At 64.9% G+C, this 17,125-nt stretch carries 15 protein-coding genes; 8 read left to right on the forward strand and 7 right to left on the reverse strand.

Going from position 1 to position 17,125, the window contains the following annotated elements:
• Nucleotides 1-93: 93 nt before the first annotated feature.
• The gene (locus QO033_RS11415) at nucleotides 94-807 is read left to right on the forward strand and encodes a PAS domain-containing protein (RefSeq protein WP_284481102.1); all 714 of its coding nucleotides are present in this window, start codon (nucleotides 94-96) and stop codon (nucleotides 805-807) included.
• 194 nt (nucleotides 808-1,001) lie between these two features.
• Here QO033_RS11415 and QO033_RS11420 read toward each other — a convergent pair whose 3' ends face one another.
• Nucleotides 1,002-2,375: a class II 3-deoxy-7-phosphoheptulonate synthase gene (locus QO033_RS11420; RefSeq protein WP_284481103.1), complete on the reverse strand. Its 1,374-nt coding sequence runs from the start codon at nucleotides 2,373-2,375 to the stop codon at nucleotides 1,002-1,004.
• A 169-nt stretch (nucleotides 2,376-2,544) separates the two neighbouring features.
• On the opposite strand from QO033_RS11420, the gene QO033_RS11425 reads away from it, so the two are divergent.
• The 6 genes from QO033_RS11425 to QO033_RS11450 all read left to right on the forward strand — a co-directional run bounded on the left by QO033_RS11425 (nucleotide 2,545) and on the right by QO033_RS11450 (nucleotide 9,620).
• Complete coding sequence (locus tag QO033_RS11425) at nucleotides 2,545-3,549, forward strand: GlxA family transcriptional regulator (protein ID WP_284481104.1); 1,005 nt, start codon at nucleotides 2,545-2,547, stop codon at nucleotides 3,547-3,549.
• Between the two features lie 750 nt (nucleotides 3,550-4,299).
• A complete protein-coding gene (locus QO033_RS11430) occupies nucleotides 4,300-5,481 on the forward strand; it encodes an ABC transporter substrate-binding protein (RefSeq protein ID WP_284481105.1) in 1,182 nt (393 codons plus the stop codon).
• A gap of 98 nt (nucleotides 5,482-5,579) precedes the next feature.
• Complete coding sequence (locus tag QO033_RS11435; RefSeq protein WP_284481106.1) at nucleotides 5,580-6,362, forward strand: ABC transporter ATP-binding protein; 783 nt, start codon at nucleotides 5,580-5,582, stop codon at nucleotides 6,360-6,362.
• Nucleotides 6,363-6,483: 121 nt separating this feature from the next.
• Nucleotides 6,484-7,305, forward strand: coding sequence for an ABC transporter ATP-binding protein (locus tag QO033_RS11440; protein ID WP_284481107.1), 822 nt, complete (start codon nucleotides 6,484-6,486; stop codon nucleotides 7,303-7,305).
• A gap of 3 nt (nucleotides 7,306-7,308) precedes the next feature.
• The gene (locus tag QO033_RS11445; RefSeq protein ID WP_284481108.1) at nucleotides 7,309-8,319 is read left to right on the forward strand and encodes a branched-chain amino acid ABC transporter permease; all 1,011 of its coding nucleotides are present in this window, start codon (nucleotides 7,309-7,311) and stop codon (nucleotides 8,317-8,319) included.
• Nucleotides 8,316-9,620 carry a branched-chain amino acid ABC transporter permease gene (locus tag QO033_RS11450; protein WP_284481109.1) on the forward strand — a complete coding sequence of 435 codons (1,305 nt, stop codon included), beginning with the start codon at nucleotides 8,316-8,318 and terminating at the stop codon, nucleotides 9,618-9,620. Before QO033_RS11445 ends, QO033_RS11450 begins: the two co-directional genes overlap by 4 nt.
• A 115-nt stretch (nucleotides 9,621-9,735) precedes the next feature.
• On the opposite strand, the gene QO033_RS11455 is transcribed toward QO033_RS11450, so the two are convergent.
• Nucleotides 9,736-11,283: a helicase HerA-like domain-containing protein gene (locus tag QO033_RS11455; protein WP_284481110.1), complete on the reverse strand. Its 1,548-nt coding sequence runs from the start codon at nucleotides 11,281-11,283 to the stop codon at nucleotides 9,736-9,738.
• Between the two features lie 457 nt (nucleotides 11,284-11,740).
• On the opposite strand from QO033_RS11455, the gene QO033_RS11460 reads away from it, so the two are divergent.
• On the forward strand, nucleotides 11,741-12,352 hold the full coding sequence (locus QO033_RS11460) for an invasion associated locus B family protein (RefSeq protein WP_284481111.1): 612 nt from the start codon (nucleotides 11,741-11,743) through the stop codon (nucleotides 12,350-12,352).
• A 97-nt stretch (nucleotides 12,353-12,449) separates the two neighbouring features.
• Here the strand turns inward: QO033_RS11460 and QO033_RS11465 are convergent, their stop codons facing one another.
• The 5 genes from QO033_RS11465 to QO033_RS11485 all read right to left on the reverse strand — a co-directional run bounded on the left by QO033_RS11465 (nucleotide 12,450) and on the right by QO033_RS11485 (nucleotide 17,093).
• Nucleotides 12,450-13,658: a beta-ketoacyl-[acyl-carrier-protein] synthase family protein gene (locus QO033_RS11465; RefSeq protein WP_284481112.1), complete on the reverse strand. Its 1,209-nt coding sequence runs from the start codon at nucleotides 13,656-13,658 to the stop codon at nucleotides 12,450-12,452.
• 26 nt (nucleotides 13,659-13,684) lie between these two features.
• Entirely contained in the window at nucleotides 13,685-13,942 is a 258-nt protein-coding gene (locus QO033_RS11470) for an acyl carrier protein (RefSeq protein WP_284481113.1), read from the reverse strand.
• 33 nt (nucleotides 13,943-13,975) lie between these two features.
• The gene (gene lpxD, locus QO033_RS11475; RefSeq protein ID WP_284481114.1) at nucleotides 13,976-15,067 is read right to left on the reverse strand and encodes a UDP-3-O-(3-hydroxymyristoyl)glucosamine N-acyltransferase; all 1,092 of its coding nucleotides are present in this window, start codon (nucleotides 15,065-15,067) and stop codon (nucleotides 13,976-13,978) included.
• A 32-nt stretch (nucleotides 15,068-15,099) separates the two neighbouring features.
• Nucleotides 15,100-16,728, reverse strand: a complete 1,629-nt coding sequence (locus QO033_RS11480; protein ID WP_284481115.1) for a L,D-transpeptidase family protein — start codon at nucleotides 16,726-16,728, stop codon at nucleotides 15,100-15,102.
• 116 nt (nucleotides 16,729-16,844) lie between these two features.
• Nucleotides 16,845-17,093 (reverse strand): hypothetical protein, encoded by a 249-nt coding sequence (locus tag QO033_RS11485; RefSeq protein WP_284481116.1) that lies wholly within the window; start codon nucleotides 17,091-17,093, stop codon nucleotides 16,845-16,847.
• Nucleotides 17,094-17,125: the final 32 nt, after the last annotated feature.

A 17,125-nucleotide genomic window follows, 5' to 3' on the forward strand; every position in this document is an offset into this window, starting at 1 on the left:
CCTATCCGGCGGTAACTAAGGGTAAGTTAGTTCAAATTGTCACGGTGCCGACGCGGGTTCCCGCGCCCCGGCCCAGGGTAACGAAAGCGGCAGATGATGCGGATGATCCCGAACGGTCCCAAGGCGGCGCCCTACGCCCCCGTTACACGCTCCGATCAGGCGGCGGGCGAAAACGTCATCGCCATCGACCGCTTTCGCAACCGCCGCAGCCTGTCGCCCCTGCGCCAGGCAGAGGCCTACTGGACCGCGCTTTGCGGCGAGACCGGCGTGCCGCGGCGCAGTCAGGTCGATCCCCGCGGCCTGTCGAACATCCTGCAGAACACCTTCATCCTGGAGCGCGTGGCACCACGGGTGGCGCGGTTCCGGCTGGCCGGGGCGCTTCTGGAGGATCTGGCCGGCATGGATGTCCGCGGCATTCCGTTCACCGCGCTCTTCTCCGACGCCGCCCGCGTCGAAGCCGGCAGCCTGCTGGAGCGGGTGTTTTCCGCGCCGCATGTGGCCGAGTTGCGGCTGACCCAGGCTGGCAGCCCCGGCCGTTCCGCCGGCGAAGGCCGCATGCTGCTGCTGCCGCTGGCCACCGATGACGGTGAGATCGCCCGCGCGCTGGGGGTGCTGGTGGCCGATGGCGGCTGCGGCCGCCTGCCCTGCCGTTTCGACATCACCGACCGCATCCTGCGCCCGGTGACCGCTGACCCGCAGGACCATGCGCCCACCCCGCCGGCACCGACCGTGGCGCCCGAACCGCAGGGATTTGCCGAGCCGCGCGCCGATTTCGGCGCTGCCAGCCATCTGCGGCTGGTGAAGTAAGCCGCCCCGGGACCGGTCCCGCCAGCTTCGGACCGGGCTTCTTTAGACCGGGCTTCGCACCCGACTTCAGACCAGACAGATCGGACCAGACGCTTCGGCATCGACTGTCCCGACGTGAAAAGGGCGCGCCCGACCGGCGCGCCCCGTTTCGTCTGTTCCAGTCGTTTCCAAGGCCGTCGCCCCGGCAATCGGGTTCAGCCCGCGGCGCGGGCTGCCAGCCGGGCACTGCGCAACGCGCTCAGTTCCTCGGCCACCAGGAAGGCGAGCTCCAGCGACTGGCTGGCGTTCAGCCGCGGATCGCAGGCGGTGTGATACCGGTCGGAGAGATCCTCATCCTTCACCGCGCGCAGACCGCCGGTGCATTCGGTCACGTCCTGACCGGTCATCTCGAAATGCACGCCGCCCGGCACGGTGCCCTCGGCGGCATGAACGGCGAAGAATTCCCGCACTTCGCGCAGCACTGCCTCGAACGGCCGGGTCTTGAAGCCGCTGGAGGATTTGATGGTGTTGCCGTGCATCGGATCGCAGACCCAGACCACATTGGCGCCTTCTTCCTGAACCGTCCGGATCAGCTTGGGCAGGTGATCCCCGGCCTTGCCGGCGCCGAAGCGCGCGATCAGCGTCAGCCGCCCGGCCTCGTTCTCCGGGTTCAGCTTGGCCATCAGCAGCTTCAGGTCCTCGGGCGTCATCGAAGGGCCGCATTTCAGCCCGATCGGGTTCAGCACGCCGCTGCAGAATTCCACATGCGCCCCGTCGGGCTGTCGGGTGCGATCGCCGATCCAGATCAGATGCCCCGAACCCGCCAGCCAGTTGCCGGAGGTCGAGTCGAGCCGCGTCAGCGCCTCTTCGTATTCCAGCAGCAGCGCCTCGTGACTGGTGTAGAATTCCACCGTCGACAGCGTGTGCGCGGTATCCCGGTTGACCCCGGCGGCGCGCATGAAATCGAGCGTATCGGTGATCCGGCTCGCCAGTTCGCGATAGCGTTCGGCCTTCTCGCTTTCGGTGAAGCCCAGCGTCCAGGCATGCACCTGGTTCACATCGGCGTAACCACCGGTGGAAAAGGCGCGCAACAGGTTCAAGGTCGCCGCCGCCTGGGTATAGGCCTGCAGCATCCGCGCCGGATCGGGAATCCGCGCCTCCGGCGTGAACGCCAGATCGTTGATGATATCGCCCCGATAGCTGGGCAGTTCCACCCCGTCGACCACCTCGGTCGGGGCGCTGCGCGGCTTGGCGAACTGCCCGGCCATGCGGCCGACCTTGATCACCGGCACCTTGGCACCATAGGTCAGCACCATCGCCATCTGCAACATCACCTTGAAGGTGTCGCGGATGCCGTCGGCGCTGAACTGTTCGAAACTTTCGGCACAGTCGCCGCCCTGCAGCAGAAACGCCTCGCCCTTCGAGGCGGCGCCCAGATGCGCCTTCAGCCGGCGGGCCTCGCCAGCGAAGACCAGCGGCGGATATTTCGACAGCTGCGCCTCGACCGCATTCAGCGCGGCGGGGTCAGTGTAATCCGGCATCTGCACGCGCGGTTTGGCGCGCCAGGCCGATTTGGTCCAGTCCGACATCGGAGCCTCTTCCCTCTGATTTCTGCACAGCTTTTCAGGCCGTCTCTATACAAAAGCCTGTGCGCGGATGCCATAAGCGTTTTGCGCCACTTGACGCCGCATTTATACTCTGTCCTAGTCACCCGTCAGAAAGAGATCCGCCAAGGGTCCGCATGCCAGGAATGCCGCCATGTCAGAGCAACGCCAAGTTGTCCCCAGCGCCCCCGGAACCGCCAAGCCGCGGCGGTTCGTTTTCGTCCTTCTCGACCGGTTCACGCTGCTGTCTTTCTCCTCCGCGCTGGAATGCCTTCGGATCGCCAACCGAATGGCCGGAGAAGAGCTCTATACTTGGCTGCTCTGCGGCGAAGGCGGAGACGAGGTGACCTGTTCTGCGGGCACCACCTTCCGGCTCGACAGCGATCTGGAGGCGCTGCAGCGCGACGACACCGTGCTGGTCTGCGGCGGCATCGACGTGCAGGCCGCCACCAGCAAGAAGCTCTTGTCCTGGCTGCGCCGCGAGGCGCGCAAGGGGCTGACCATCGGCGGGCTCTGCACCGCTGGCTATACGCTGGCCAAGGCCGGGCTGCTGGACCACAAGCGCGCCACCATCCACTGGGAGAACGCCGACAGTTTCGCCGAGGAGTTCGAAGAGGTGCAGCTCACCAAATCGGTCTTCGTCATCGACGGCAACCGGATCACCACCGCCGGCGGCACCTCGTCGATCGACCTGATGCTGCAGATCATCGCCGGCGATCAGGGCCAGGATCTGGCCAACGCGGTCGCCGACCAGCTGATCTACTCCTCGATCCGGACCGATCAGGACATCCAGCGGCTCAGCGTGCCGACGCGGATCGGCGTGCGTCATCCGAAACTGAGCCAGGTCATCCAGATGATGGAGAGCAACATCGAGGAGCCGATCAGCCCGGCGGTGCTAGCCCGCGATGTCGGCATGTCCACCCGCCAGTTGGAACGGCTGTTCCGCCGCTATCTGAACCGCAGCCCCAAGCGCTATTACATGGAGCTGCGCCTGCAGAAGGCGCGCAACTTGCTGATGCAGACCGATATGAGTGTGATCAACGTGGCGCTGGCCTGTGGCTTCTCCTCGCCGTCGCATTTCTCCAAATGCTACCGGGCGCATTACGACACCACCCCCTATCGCGAACGCGGCACCCAGGCGGCGCGCCTGTCGATCTGACGCAAAAGCGGCACGCCGTTTCACCGGATCGCCAGAGCCTGCAGATATTTCTCGATTTTTTTGGAATTGAGAAATATGCGGTCTTTGTTTTTCCTGAAAGACATGCAATTCTGTGCTCAGGGCGCATTCAGTTTTCGGATCAAGCGACGCCCTGTGTTTCGTTAAAGAGTGGTCTTTTCCCGCATGCTGTTTCCCGGCCGCAGGCTCAGGGAACCGGCATGCGGGCCATGTGATCTCTGCCCTGCACTTGCATCGACAAAAATCAGGTAACTTACTGATTTAAAAAGATCATGCCAGCGCACCGATGGTTTTTTTCTACCAGGTATTCCCCGCCCTATCGGCGCTGCTGAGGCGCATCTGCGGAAACAGGTAGTCACATTGCAGAGGGGGCGCCCTCCGGTTTCTCATTACGGATATTTCAAAAACAATCTGCACAGGGATAGAAAATTACATTTCAATCGAAACGGAAATTATTACATCGAACCGACCGAATATGAACGAACCCGCGCGTCAATTCGCCCAATTGATTACCTCGGCGCCATTGGGTCTTTGTTCGCGGTCCGGAAACGATCGTTCGGCCCGCCCGCCACGCACCGCCCGGGACGCCTGAAACAGGCCGCGCCACGGGGCGCGGGCGCGCCACGGCTCGCAGGGTTTCGCTGGGGAAACCGCATCAGGATTACGCTTTTCTTTTGAAGAGACCTTGCTACTCTCCCCCTGAACATCGCTGTTCCAACTAGGGAGTTTAATATGAAGAAGCTGCTTATGGCCTCCGCCGCTATGGCGCTGATGGCCGGTGCCGCCTCCGCGGAAGAGATCAAGATCGGCATCATTCTCGGGTTCACCGGGCCGATCGAATCCCTCACCCCGTCGATGGCGGCCGGCGCAGAGCTGGCGATCAAGGAAGTCAGCGACAGCGGCCTGCTGCTCGACGGCGCCACGGTCAGCGCGGTCCGGGCCGACTCGACCTGCATCGACGCCGGCGCCGCCACCGCCGCAGCCGAACGTCTGGTCACCTCCGACGGGGTATCAGGCATCATGGGCGCCGACTGTTCCGGCGTCACCAGCGCGATCCTGTCGAATGTCGCCGTCCCCAACGGCGTCGTGATGATCTCGCCCTCCGCTACCTCGCCGGCGCTGTCGTCGGCCGATGACAACGGCCTGTTCTTCCGCACCGCCCCCTCCGATGCGCGTCAGGGCCAGGTGATGAGCGACATCCTGCTGGAAGAAGGCATCAAGAGCGTCGCGGTGACCTACACCAACAACGACTACGGCAAGGGTCTGGCCGATGCCTTCGAGGCCGCCTACACCGCCGCGGGCGGCACGGTGACCATCAACGCAGCGCATGAAGACGGCAAGGCCGACTACTCTGCCGAGGTCGGCGCGCTGGCCTCCGCCGGCGGCGACCGTCTGGTCGTGGCGGGCTACGTCGATCAGGGTGGCTCCGGCATCGTCCGCGCGGCGCTCGACTCCGGCGCCTTCGACACCTTCCACTTCCCTGACGGCATGATCGGCGCCAAGCTTGAAGAGAACTTCGGCGACGAAATCGATGGCTCCACCGGCCAGCACCCCGGCACCGACAGCCCGGGCATTGCCAAGTTCACCGAGATGGTGGGCGATTCGTTCGATGCCACCTCGCCCTTCACCCCCGAATCCTACGACGCCGCAGCGCTGATGCTGATGGCGATGCAGGCGGCCGGCTCCAGCGACTCGACGGTCTACAAGACCAAGATCATGGATGTCGCCAACGCACCGGGCGAGAAAATCTATCCCGGCGAGCTGGCCAAGGCGCTGCAGATCATCAAGGACGGCGGCGATGTCGATTATGTCGGCGCCACCGCGGTCGAGCTGATCGGCGCCGGTGAATCCGCAGGCAACTATCGTCAGATCGTGATCGAAGGCGGCAAAGTCACCACGGTGAAGTACCGCTGATCCCGATCGGTCCGTGACAGCGAACAGCCCGGATGCCATCATCCGGGCTGTTCCAATCTCAAAAGCCGCGCGGTCGAGAACAGCGGCGAGGGGGAAAAATGATCGTCGTCGAAGACGTCCACAAACATTTTGGCGGCTTTCATGCCGTCGATGGCGCCACGCTCACCATTGAGGAAGGCTCCATCACCGGGCTGATCGGCCCGAATGGCGCGGGCAAGACCACCCTGTTCAACGTGATCGCGGGCGTGCTGCCCCCGACCTCGGGGCGGGTTACCATGGACGGTGAGGATATCACCGGCCTGCCGCCGCACGAGCTGTTTCACAAAGGGCTGCTCAGAACCTTCCAGATCGCGCATGAATTCTCGTCGATGAGCTGCCGCGAGAACCTGATGATGGTGCCCGGCGCGCAATCGGGCGAGACGCTGTGGAACACCTGGTTCGGGCGCAAGCGCATCGCGGACGAGGAACGCGCGCTCAGGGCCAAGGCCGACGAGGTGCTGGAATTCCTCACCATCGAACATCTGGCCGACCACAAGGCCGGCCAGGTCTCCGGCGGCCAGAAGAAGCTTCTGGAACTGGGCCGCACCATGATGGTCGATGCGAAGATCGTGTTCCTGGACGAGGTCGGCGCCGGGGTGAACCGGACGCTGCTGAACACCATAGGCGACGCGATCATACGCCTGAACAAGGAGCGCGGCTATACCTTCGTGGTGATCGAACACGACATGGATTTCATCGAACGCCTCTGCGATCCGGTGATCTGCATGGCCGAGGGCAAGGTGCTGGCCGAAGGCAGCCTGGCCGAGATCAAGGCCAACGAGCATGTGATCGAGGCCTATCTGGGCACGGGGCTGAAGAACAAGGAGATGGTGGGCGCCTGACAGCGGCGCCCCATGCGCCCGGACGGGACAGCCGCGGGCGACACCAACCGAAAAGAGAACGCAAAGATCGTTCCGAAATGGGGATAAACATGACACATAGGCAATGCGCCCGGGGGCGCGGATGAGCGGTCCGGGCTATGGCGACCGGGGCAATAATGATCGCAGTATCGTCAACCCCCAGGGGGCCGGAGAGCTCGGCTCCCATCCCGGCACCGGCCATGCGATGGACACCGGCAGCGCCTTTCTGATCGGTGACAGCATGACCGGCGGCTATGGCAGCGGCCCCGATATCCTGCACGATTGCACCGTTTCGGTGAACCGCGGCGAAATCGCGGTGATCGTGGGTCCGAACGGCGCCGGCAAATCCACCGCGATGAAGGCGGTCTTCGGCATGCTGGATCTGCACCAGGGCTCGGTGCGGCTCGACGGCGAGGATATCACCGATCTGACGCCGCAGGACCGGGTGGTCAAGGGCATGGGATTCGTGCCGCAGACCAACAACATCTTCCCGTCGCTGACGGTTGAGGAAAACCTGGAGATGGGCGCCTTCATCCGCCGCGACGACTTTCGCGACACCATGGACCAGGTCTTCGACCTGTTCCCGATCCTGAAGGACAAGCGCAACCAGCCCGCCGGAGAGCTGTCGGGCGGCCAGCGCCAGCAGGTCGCCGTCGGCCGGGCGCTGATGACCCAGCCCAAGGTGCTGATGCTGGACGAACCCACCGCAGGCGTCAGCCCCATCGTGATGGATGAACTCTTTGACCGCATCATCGAGGTCTCCCGCACCGGCATCCCGATCCTGATGGTGGAACAGAACGCCCGTCAGGCGCTGGAGATCGCCGACCGCGGCTATGTTCTGGTGCAGGGGCGCAATGCCTATACCGGCACCGGCAAACAGCTTCTGGCCGACCCCGAGGTCCGCCGCTCGTTCCTGGGGGGCTGAGGGATGGATTTTCTCAATGCAATCGTCGCGCTGGCGAATTTCGTCATCATCCCGGCCGTCGCTTATGGCAGCCAGCTGGCGCTGGGGGCGCTGGGGGTGACGCTGATTTACGGCATCCTGCGGTTTTCCAACTTCGCCCATGGCGATACCATGGCCTTCGGCACCATGGTGACCATCCTCGTCACCTGGTGGCTACAGGCACAGGGCATCACGCTGGGGCCGCTTCCCACGGCCCTGCTCGCCCTGCCCTTCGGCATTCTGGGCTGCATGGCGCTGCTGCTGCTGACCGACAAGCTGGTCTATCGCTTCTACCGCGAGCAGAAGGCCAAGCCGATGATCCTGGTCATCGTCTCGACCGGGGTGATGTTCATCATGAACGGGCTGGTGCGGCTGATCATCGGGCCGGACGACCAGAGGTTCGCCGATGGCGAACGTTTCATCATCACCGCCCGCGAGTTCAAGCAGATGACCGGGCTGCAGGAAGGGCTGGCGCTGAAGACTACCCAGGGCATCACCGTGGTGACCGCCGTGGTGGTGGTGGCGCTGCTGTTCTGGTTCCTCAACCGCACCCGCACCGGCAAATCGATGCGCGCCTATTCCGATAACGAGGATCTGGCGCTGCTGTCGGGGATCAATCCGGAGCGCGTGGTGACCTACACCTGGCTGATCGTCGCCGCCCTGGCGACGGTGGCCGGCACGCTCTACGGTCTCGACAAGAGCTACAAGCCCTTCGTCTACTTCCAGCTGCTGCTGCCGATCTTCGCCTCCGCCATCGTCGGCGGGCTGGGCAGCCCGATCGGCGCCATCGCCGGCGGTTTCGTCATCGCCTTTTCCGAGGTGACGATCACCTACGCCTGGAAGAAGGTGCTGGGCTATCTGATGCCCGACAGCCTGGCGCCGGACGGTCTGGTCCAGCTGCTGAGCACCGATTACAAATTCGCGGTCAGCTTCGTGATCCTGCTGATCGTCCTGCTGTTCCGGCCCACAGGGCTCTTCGGAGGGAAATCGGCATGAACGAGAGCTTGAAGAATACCGCCCTGTTCCTGCTGGTGGCCGTGCTGATCGTGATCACCGGCGTCAGCCAGAGCTGGAACGCGGCGCTGCTGATCCTGAACATGGGTCTGGTCTCGGCGATCATGGCCATCGGGGTGAACCTGCAATGGGGGTTCGCCGGCCTCTTCAACGTCGGCGTCATGGGCTTCGTCGCGCTCGGCGGTCTGGCGGTGGTGCTGGTCTCCACCGATCCGGTGAGCGAGGGCTGGTCCGCCGGCGGCTGGCAAATCCTGCTGGGGCTGGTTCTGGGGGCGGCGACGATCACCGCCGCGGTGCTCGCCTATGGCCGGCTGCCCAAGGGGCGGACCAGGGCGCTGGCGGTGCTGGCGATCCTGGTGGTCGGCTTCTTTGTCTATCGCGCGGTCTTCGATCCCGGTGTCGAGGCGGTGGAGGCGATCAACCCCGCCGGCGCCGGTAATATCGGCGGGCTCGGGCTGCCGGTGCTGCTGGCCTGGCCGGCGGGCGGGCTGCTGGCCGCCGGCGCCGCCTGGCTGATCGGCAAGACCGCGCTGGGGCTGCGGTCGGATTACCTGGCCATCGCCACCATGGGCATCGCCGAGATCATCATCGCGGTGATGAAGAACGAGGACTGGCTGGCCCGCGGGGTGAAGAACGTCGTCGGCCTGCCCCGGCCGCTGCCCTATGAGATCGACCTGCAGAACGATGCCGGCTTCGTGGCGAGCGCCGCCAATCTCGGGCTCGACCCGGTGACGGCCTCGACCCTCTATGTCAAGCTCGGCTATTCGTTGCTGTTCCTGGTGGTGCTCCTGATGCTGCTGTGGATGGCACAGATGGCGCTGAAATCGCCCTGGGGCCGGATGATGCGGGCGATCCGCGACAATGAGATCGCCGCCGAGGCGATGGGCAAGGACGTCACCCGCCGGCACCTGCAGGTCTTCGTGCTGGGCTCCGCCATCTGCGGCATGGCGGGGGCGATGATGACCACGCTGGACGGGCAGCTGACCCCCGGCACCTATCAGCCGCTGCGCTTCACCTTCCTGATCTGGGTGATGGTGATCGTCGGTGGCTCCGGCAACAACTTCGGCGCCATCCTCGGGGCGATGCTGATCTGGTTCCTCTGGGTTCAGGTTGAGCCGATCGGCCTGTGGCTGATGCAGGTGATCACCGCCGGGCTTCCCGACGGCAGCGCGCTGAAGGCGCATCTGATCGACAGTGCCGCGCATATGCGGCTGCTGACGATGGGGGTGCTGCTGCTGGTGGTGCTGAGGTTCAGTCCACGCGGGCTGATCCCGGAGAAATGACGCCCCCGGACACATGAGCCGGGCGTCGGGGCCATGGCCCCGGCGCGACGCCCCCGGCGGGGCATGGCTCCGGCGGGGCTATTCTCAGCCAGAAAGACCCGCCGGCCCGATCGGCTCAGCGCCCCTTGAACAGGCTGCCGAGGATGCCGCGCACGATGCGCCGCCCGGTGGTGCCCTTGAGTTCCTTGATCACCGCCTCGGAAAGCGCCGATCCGAACGTGTCCCGGCTGCGCGAGGCCACCGGGCGGGCGGTGGAGCGGCTGACCCGGCTGCCGCTGTAGCGCCGGGCTGCGTTGAATTCCCGTTCGGCGGCGGGGGCGGTTTCAGCCACCTCCTCGGCCCGCTCAGCCGCGGCGGCGGCAGTTTCGGCCCGCTGTGCCAGGATTTCATAGGCGGAACGACGATCGAGCGGCTGGGTGTATTTCGCCCCGAGATCGGAGGCGGCGAGGATCGCCTGGCGTTCCGCCACGGTGATCGGGCCCAGCTGCGACGACGGCGGCCGGATCAGGGTCCGCTGCACCACCCCGGGCGCCCCCTTGGGGCCGAGCATGGAGGTCACCGCCTCTCCGGTGCCGACCTCGCGGATCGCGGTTTCGGTGTCGAAGGCGGGGTTGTCGCGATAGGTCTCCGCCGCCTGTTTCAGGTTCTTGCGGTCGCGCGCGGTGAAGGCACGCAGCGCATGCTGCACGCGGTTGCCGAGCTGGCCGAGGATATCCTCGGGGATGTCGCCGGGGTGCTGGGTGACGAAATAGACCCCGACGCCCTTAGACCGGATCAGCCGGGCCACCTGTTCGACCTTGTCGACCAGCGCCTTCGGCGCATCGTCGAACAGCAGATGCGCCTCGTCGAAGAAGAAGACCAGCCGGGGCTTGTCGGGATCGCCGACCTCGGGCAGCTCCTCGAAAAGCTCCGACAGCAGCCACAGCAGGCAGGTGGCATAGAGCCCGGGCGCCGCCATCAGCTTGTCGGCGGCGAGGATATTGACCATGCCGCGGCCCTGATCGTCGCAGCGCATCAGATCGGCCAGATCGAGCGCCGGCTCGCCGAAGAACTGCGCCGCCCCCTGGTTTTCGATCACCAGAAGGCGCCGCTGGATCGCCCCGACCGAGGCGGTGGAGACATTACCGTAGCGCAGCGACAGCTCATTGCGGTTCTCGCCGATCCAGGTCAGCAGCGCCTGCAGATCCTTGAGATCGAGGAGCGGCAGCCCCTGTTCGTCCGACAGCCGGAAGGCGATGTTCAGGATCCCCTCCTGCGCCTCGGAAAGACCCAGCAACCGCGACAGCAGCAGCGGCCCCATCTCCGCCACGGTGGCGCGCAGCGGATGGCCCTGCTCGCCGTAGACATCCCAGAAGGTCACCGGACAGGCGGCATAGGCATAATCGTCAAAGCCGATCTTCGCGGCGCGGTCGGAGAAGGCGGCATGCAGCTTGTTGGCGGCACTACCGGCCTTGGCAAGCCCGGAAAGATCGCCCTTCACGTCCGACAGCACCACCGGCACACCGGCGGCCGAGAACCCCTCCGCCAGAATCTGCAGCGTCACCGTCTTGCCGGTGCCGGTCGCCCCGGCGATCAGCCCGTGGCGGTTGCCGTATTTCAGCGCCAGCCCCTGCTGTTCGCCGTAGTTGTCGCCGCCACCGCCCAGAAAGACCTTGCCGTCCATCACCGCCCCCTGACCGGCCGCGCGCCACCTGCGATACGGCCGGATGAAAAGAAAGAATTAACACTTGCCCGGGATAGTTGTTCGGACCGCCGGCGGCAAGATCGCCGCAACCGCCGTCGCCGGGAGGGTGGCCTGCCCGTGTTCTCGCGGGCACGGACCCTTGCCTGCGGCCCTAAATGCCTAAAACATGGGCGCCCGCCCGCGACGCTTGCAGGCAACCCGCCTTTACAGTTGACCGCGGCCAGCCGCTTTCGTAACGTTCCTGTACAACTAAGTCGGCCGGTCCGACGGGGAGACACAAATCTTATAAGAAGGGGGCCTTCGCGGCTCCCTTTTTTTCGCCCGGGCACCTCACAAAGCTAGGAACATTTCCGCGCGCGACAAGCTTTTGCCCTGACAGCGCGGCGGCAGCGTGGTAGAGCGGGCCAGGCAGACACAGCACAAAGAAGAGATCTTCATGTTGAAAACCCTGACCTCTCTCTCCGTTCTGGCCCTGACCGCGCTGACCGTGCCGGCCATGGCGCAGACCAGCGAGACAGAGACGCCCGCCGCAGATCAGGCGAAAAGCGCAGACTCCGTTCTGGACATGGGCCAGCCCGCCGCGGGCGATCCGAAGCTGGGCGAACGCTATTCCAAGGAAAAGATCGGCGACTGGGACCTGGCCTGCATCAAGACGGACGGTGAGCAAGACCCCTGTTCGCTACTGCAGATCCTGCATGACGACAAGAACACCCCGATGGCGGAATTCTCCATGTTCCGGATCGAAGGCCAGGGCCAGGCCGTGGCCGGCGCCACGGTGATCGTGCCGCTGGAAACGCTGCTGCCGGCGCAGCTGACCATCTCGATCGATGGGGCCCCGGGCAAGCGCTATGGCTATTCCTTCTGCAACCCCTATGGCTGTGTCGCGCAGATCGGCCTGACAGCGGCCGATATCACCGCGATGAAACAGGGCAAGGCGGCGGTGCTGTCGCTGGTGCCCGCGCCGGCGCCGGATCAGACCGTGTCGCTGACCCTGTCGCTGTCAGGCTTCACCGCCGGCTACGACAAGGTGGATGTGGTCAAACAATAAGGCAAGACGCCGGCTGCGGCCCGCCGGAGCCGGCTTTTCCACAACCGCCGCCCATCCGGGACGGCGGTTTTTCTTTGGGGAAGGATCGTGGCGGCGATCAGGCCCGGCGCAGCGCCAGAACCGCGTTCAGCCCACCGAAGGCGAAGGCATTCGACAGCACCACATCGACCTGCGCCTCGCGTGCCACATTGGGCACCACGTCCAGCGCGCATTCCGGGTCTGGCTCTTCATAGCCAATGGTCGGGGCGATCACCCCGTCGCGCAGCGCCATGATGCAGGCCAGAAGCTCCACCGCGCCGGTGCCGCCGATCAGGTGGCCGTGCATCGATTTGGTGGAGGAGATCATCAGATTGTCGGCATGCGGCCCGAAGACATCGGCGACCGCGGCGCATTCGGTCTTGTCATTGGCCGCCGTGCCGGTGCCATGCGCGTTGATATAGCCGACCTCGTCACCGTTCAGCCCGGCATCGGCCAGGGCGCCGGCCATCGCCCGCGCCGCCCCCTGTTTCGACGGCATCACGATATCGGAGGCATCCGAGGTCATCGCAAATCCGACCACCTCGGCCAGGATTTCAGCGCCCCGCTTGCGGGCGTGATCGTATTCCTCGAAGACGAAGACAGCCGCACCCTCGCCCTGGACCATGCCGTTGCGATTGGCACTGAACGGGCGGCAGGCATCCTTGGACATCACCCGAAGCCCTTCCCAGGCCTTGACCCCGCCGAAACAAAGCATCGATTCAGAACCGCCGGTGATCATCACCGGCGCCGCGCCGGAGCGGATCATCTGAAACGCCAGACCCATCGCGTGGTTCGAGGAGGCGCAGGCGGTGGCGACGGTGAAACTGGGTCCCTTGAGGTTGTATTCCATCGACACGTGGCTGGCGGCCGCGTTGTTCATCAGCTTCGGCACGACGAAGGGATGGACCCGGTTCTTGCCGTCCTCGTAGACCGAACGATAATTCTCGTCGAGCGTGGTCATGCCGCCGCCGGAGGTGCCCAGCACCACGCCGGAGCGCGCCGAAAGATCGCCGTGAAAGCTGATGCCGGCCTGGCCGATCGCCTCGGCCGCCGCAGTCAGGGTGAACTGGGTGAACCGGTCATAGAGCGACATCTGCTGACGGTTGAACCGGCCTTCGGCCTCGAACCCCCGCACCTGGCCACCGATCTGGATCGCCAGACGTTCGACATCGCGAAATTCCAGCGGGCCGATGCCGCAGCGCCCCTCGCGCATGGCCTCCAGCGTCGCGGACACCGACTGACCAAGGGCATTGATCGTGCCCGCCCCGGTGATGACGACCCGTTTCATGGCTTCAACCTCCCCCGACCGGCGGTTCAGGACTGCTCGGCGACGAGCTTTTCGATCCCGGCGATGATGGCCCCGACATTGGTGATGTCGAAATCGCTCTGGCTGGGTTCATTGGCGTTGAAGGGAATCGAGATGTCGAATTCCTCTTCGATGGCGAAGATGCTTTCGACCAGACCGAGGCTGTCGATCCCCAGATCCTCCAGCGTACTGGTCTCCGTCACGTCGGACGGTTCCAGAACGGCCTGTTCGGCGATGATGGCAATAACCTTGTCGCGGATGCTCATGGGGCCTCACGGAGCTGCTGTTCTGGCGCTGATTTACTCGCTCACACCCAGTTTGGAAACAGCCTTTTTCAACGCGGCGATGTCCTTCATCAACCGCGGCAGACGGCGCTGCGCCTTATAGATCTCGGTCTGCGTTTCCATCTTCACGCCAGGATAGCCCATCAGCACCCGACCGGCCGGGACATTCGACAGGATCTTGGTGCCGCCGGCGGAAATCGCCCCGTCGCCGATAAAGATATTGTCGACCACGCCGGTCTGGCCGCCCAAAACGACGTTGTTGCCGATCTCGACCGAGCCGGAGATCCCGGTTTGCCCGGCGAACAGGCAATCCCGGCCGGTACGCACGTTGTGGCCGACATGAACCAGGTTATCCAGCTTGCAGCCATCGCCGATCACGGTGTCGCGGATGGTGCCGTTGTCGATGGTGGCATTGGCGCCGACCTCGACATCATCGCCGATCCGCACCGCCCCCAGCGAATGGATCCGCACCCAGGACTGCGCCTTGGCATCGCCCTGATCGCCCATCGTCTTGCGTACGTTCTCGGCGCCCGAAACCTCCGGCGTGACATAGGAAAACCCGTCGTTGCCGATCCGCGCCCCGGGCTGCGCCATGAACCGATCGCCAATCCGGACCCGTGCGCCGATGCTGACCATCTCGCGCAGGACGGCGTTTTCGCCCAGCACCACATCCCAGCCGATGAAGCAATGCGGCCCGATCACCGATCCCGCGCCGATCCGCGCCCCGGCCGAAATCACCGCCAGCGGCCCGACGCTGACGCCCTCGCCCAGCTCTGCGCTCGGGTCGATCACCGCGCTGGGGTGAATGCCGGTGCTTTGGCCCTGGCCCCGGTCCATCATCCGGGTCAGCCCCGACATCGCCATCCGCGGCCGCGGCGCCAGGATCACGGCCTTCAGCCCCATCGCCTGCCAGTCGGCATCGGGCCAGACCATCGCCGCCCGGGCGTTGCCCTTGCCCAGTTCCTCCGCATATCGGGGCGACATCGCCAGCGCCAGATCATCTGGTCCGGCGCTGCCGGGTTCCGCCGCACGGGAGACGGTCAGGGCAGCATCGCCCTGAACCTCGAAACCCAGGGCGCGCGCGATCTCTTCGATGGTATAGGTCATGTGGGGTCCTGCAACTTGTCTGGACCCAGTGCTTACCCCTGAACCGCGCCCAGAGTCACCCCTGCCGCGCGCAGCGCATCCCAGATTTCCGCGTCCCGGCCATAGACGTCGCGGCGGAATTCCGCCCGTCCCTGGCTGTTGGTGAAGGCGGTGCGATAGATCAGATGCACCGGCACCGGGGTCTTCAGCATCACCTTGGTCTCCTTGCCGGTGGCCAGAACCGATTGGAAGAAGGCCTTGGGGTCGGCCTCTTGCGGGGCCAGCAGCGCATATGCGAAATCGAAGGGATCGGCCAGGCGGATGCAGCCGTGGGAATAGGCCCGCACCTCCCGCGAGAACAGGTTTTTCTGCGGCGTATCATGCAGATAGATGTTGTACTTGTTCGGGAACATGAACTTCACCCGTCCCAGGGCATTGCGGGCCCCCGGCGGCTGGCGCATCGCATAGGGAAAGGATTTCGCTGAGAATTGCGAGAAATCCGTATTGGCGCGGCTGACCTGCCGGCCGCGGCTGTCGGTGATCTCCAGATGTCCCACCGCGCCGGGATTGTTCCGCAGCTTGGGCAGATATTCGTTCACGATGATCGAGCGCGGCACATACCAGCTCGGGTTGATCACCATATGCTCCATCTCGTCGGAGAATTCCGGGCTGCGGCGGTCATGCGCGTTCTTGCCGATCACCGAGCGGGTTTCAAAGGTCACCCGGCCATGATCGATGATCTTGGCGCTGAAATCAGTCTGATTGACCAGGATATGCCGGTCGCCACGTTCGTGGTTCAGCCAGCGCTCGCGCTCCATCGCGACGATGATCGATTCCAGCCGCTCGGCCACCGGCGCGTTGATCTCGCCCAGGGTCGAGGTGCCGGCGACACCGTCGCCCTCCAGCCCGTGGGCCAGCTGGAACCGCTGCACCGCCTGCTGCAACTGCGCGTCATAGACACCGGTGGCCGAGCGATCGAGATAGCCCATGGTCACCAGCCGGTTGCGCAGCGCGATCACCGCCGGGCCACGATCGCCCGGTTCGATCTTCTTGCCCGGCACCTGCGGCCCCCAGCCGCCATGCGCCATCACGTATTCCAGCCGCAGCTTTTCCTTCATCAGGCCGCGGTATTCGGCCGTCACCGGTGGCAGCGCCCGCAGATAGGACTGCGGCGCCTCGCTCAGCGCGAATTCGTTCAGATAGGCCTCGCGATTGTGCAGCGGCACCTCGCGCTTGATATCGGCATCGACCTTGGAGGGCGTCAGCAGCCCGGTCTGCACATCCTTGGCATAGGTGACGAAGGCGCGGCTCAGCGCGACTTCGACTTCCCCCAGATCGCGGGTGGTGCGCACTGCCGCCATCTTCGCCTTCAGCTGATCGACGCCATAGCGCGCCGGCGGCAACCCATGCACGCTCACCCCCGACAGCGCATCCAGCAGCGCCGCGCGCCTTGCCCGCGAACTCTCGTCGGCGCCGGTCCAGATCGGCGCGTAATTGCGATCGCGGTAGAAGGCCGCCACCGCCTCGTCGACCGAGGCCGACTCGGCCACCGCCTGCTTGAACGCCGTGACCTGCGCCGCCGCCGGCGAGACCATGCCGAGGCTGAGGCCGGCGCCGAGACAGAGAGAGCAAAAAGCCGCCAACAGCGAGGAGCGCAGCGAGAGGCGGAGGCAAGACAGCATATTCCAGGTTCCCTGTGTCGCGTCGGGTTAACACACAGCGTGAACGACAATCTGGCGACAACAGATTGCGTCCCTTCGGTTTTTAGAGCGTCAGGGGCGGTCACGGCAATGTCTATTCACATTTCCATCAGCACCGTCCCGACGCCGTCGGCGTGATGCAACGCCGCATCGGTCTGTGCCAATCCGCAGGCGCCCGCCCGCGGGTTACAGAAGAAATCGGCGGGCGAAAGGGGGAATTTGCGCAAAATTTCGCCGAAAATGGCCGCCGTGTCATCTCTGTAACAATCCGTGCTTGGCTCACGATTCGAGCTGTGGCATGCATGCGGCATCTGGGGTTGGAATGAACCGCGCGTAACATCGCGCAACGGCAGGACTATCGTACGGGACAGCGCAAGAA

This window comes from Pseudodonghicola flavimaris (assembly GCF_030164425.1).
Taxonomy (GTDB): domain Bacteria; phylum Pseudomonadota; class Alphaproteobacteria; order Rhodobacterales; family Rhodobacteraceae; genus Pseudodonghicola; species Pseudodonghicola flavimaris.

What these genes read in the sequence shown, in the direction of transcription:
- QO033_RS11415 (WP_284481102.1), top strand. Translation starts at nt 94, where the DNA reads ATGATGCGGATGATCCCGAACGGTCCCAAGGCGGCGCCCTACGCCCCC.
- QO033_RS11420 (WP_284481103.1), bottom strand. Translation starts at nt 2,375, where the DNA reads ATGTCGGACTGGACCAAATCGGCCTGGCGCGCCAAACCGCGCGTGCAG.
- QO033_RS11425 (WP_284481104.1), top strand. Translation starts at nt 2,545, where the DNA reads ATGTCAGAGCAACGCCAAGTTGTCCCCAGCGCCCCCGGAACCGCCAAG.
- QO033_RS11430 (WP_284481105.1), top strand. Translation starts at nt 4,300, where the DNA reads ATGAAGAAGCTGCTTATGGCCTCCGCCGCTATGGCGCTGATGGCCGGT.
- QO033_RS11435 (WP_284481106.1), top strand. Translation starts at nt 5,580, where the DNA reads ATGATCGTCGTCGAAGACGTCCACAAACATTTTGGCGGCTTTCATGCC.
- QO033_RS11440 (WP_284481107.1), top strand. Translation starts at nt 6,484, where the DNA reads ATGAGCGGTCCGGGCTATGGCGACCGGGGCAATAATGATCGCAGTATC.
- QO033_RS11445 (WP_284481108.1), top strand. Translation starts at nt 7,309, where the DNA reads ATGGATTTTCTCAATGCAATCGTCGCGCTGGCGAATTTCGTCATCATC.
- QO033_RS11450 (WP_284481109.1), top strand. Translation starts at nt 8,316, where the DNA reads ATGAACGAGAGCTTGAAGAATACCGCCCTGTTCCTGCTGGTGGCCGTG.
- QO033_RS11455 (WP_284481110.1), bottom strand. Translation starts at nt 11,283, where the DNA reads ATGGACGGCAAGGTCTTTCTGGGCGGTGGCGGCGACAACTACGGCGAA.
- QO033_RS11460 (WP_284481111.1), top strand. Translation starts at nt 11,741, where the DNA reads ATGTTGAAAACCCTGACCTCTCTCTCCGTTCTGGCCCTGACCGCGCTG.
- QO033_RS11465 (WP_284481112.1), bottom strand. Translation starts at nt 13,658, where the DNA reads ATGAAACGGGTCGTCATCACCGGGGCGGGCACGATCAATGCCCTTGGT.
- QO033_RS11470 (WP_284481113.1), bottom strand. Translation starts at nt 13,942, where the DNA reads ATGAGCATCCGCGACAAGGTTATTGCCATCATCGCCGAACAGGCCGTT.
- lpxD (WP_284481114.1), bottom strand. Translation starts at nt 15,067, where the DNA reads ATGACCTATACCATCGAAGAGATCGCGCGCGCCCTGGGTTTCGAGGTT.
- QO033_RS11480 (WP_284481115.1), bottom strand. Translation starts at nt 16,728, where the DNA reads ATGCTGTCTTGCCTCCGCCTCTCGCTGCGCTCCTCGCTGTTGGCGGCT.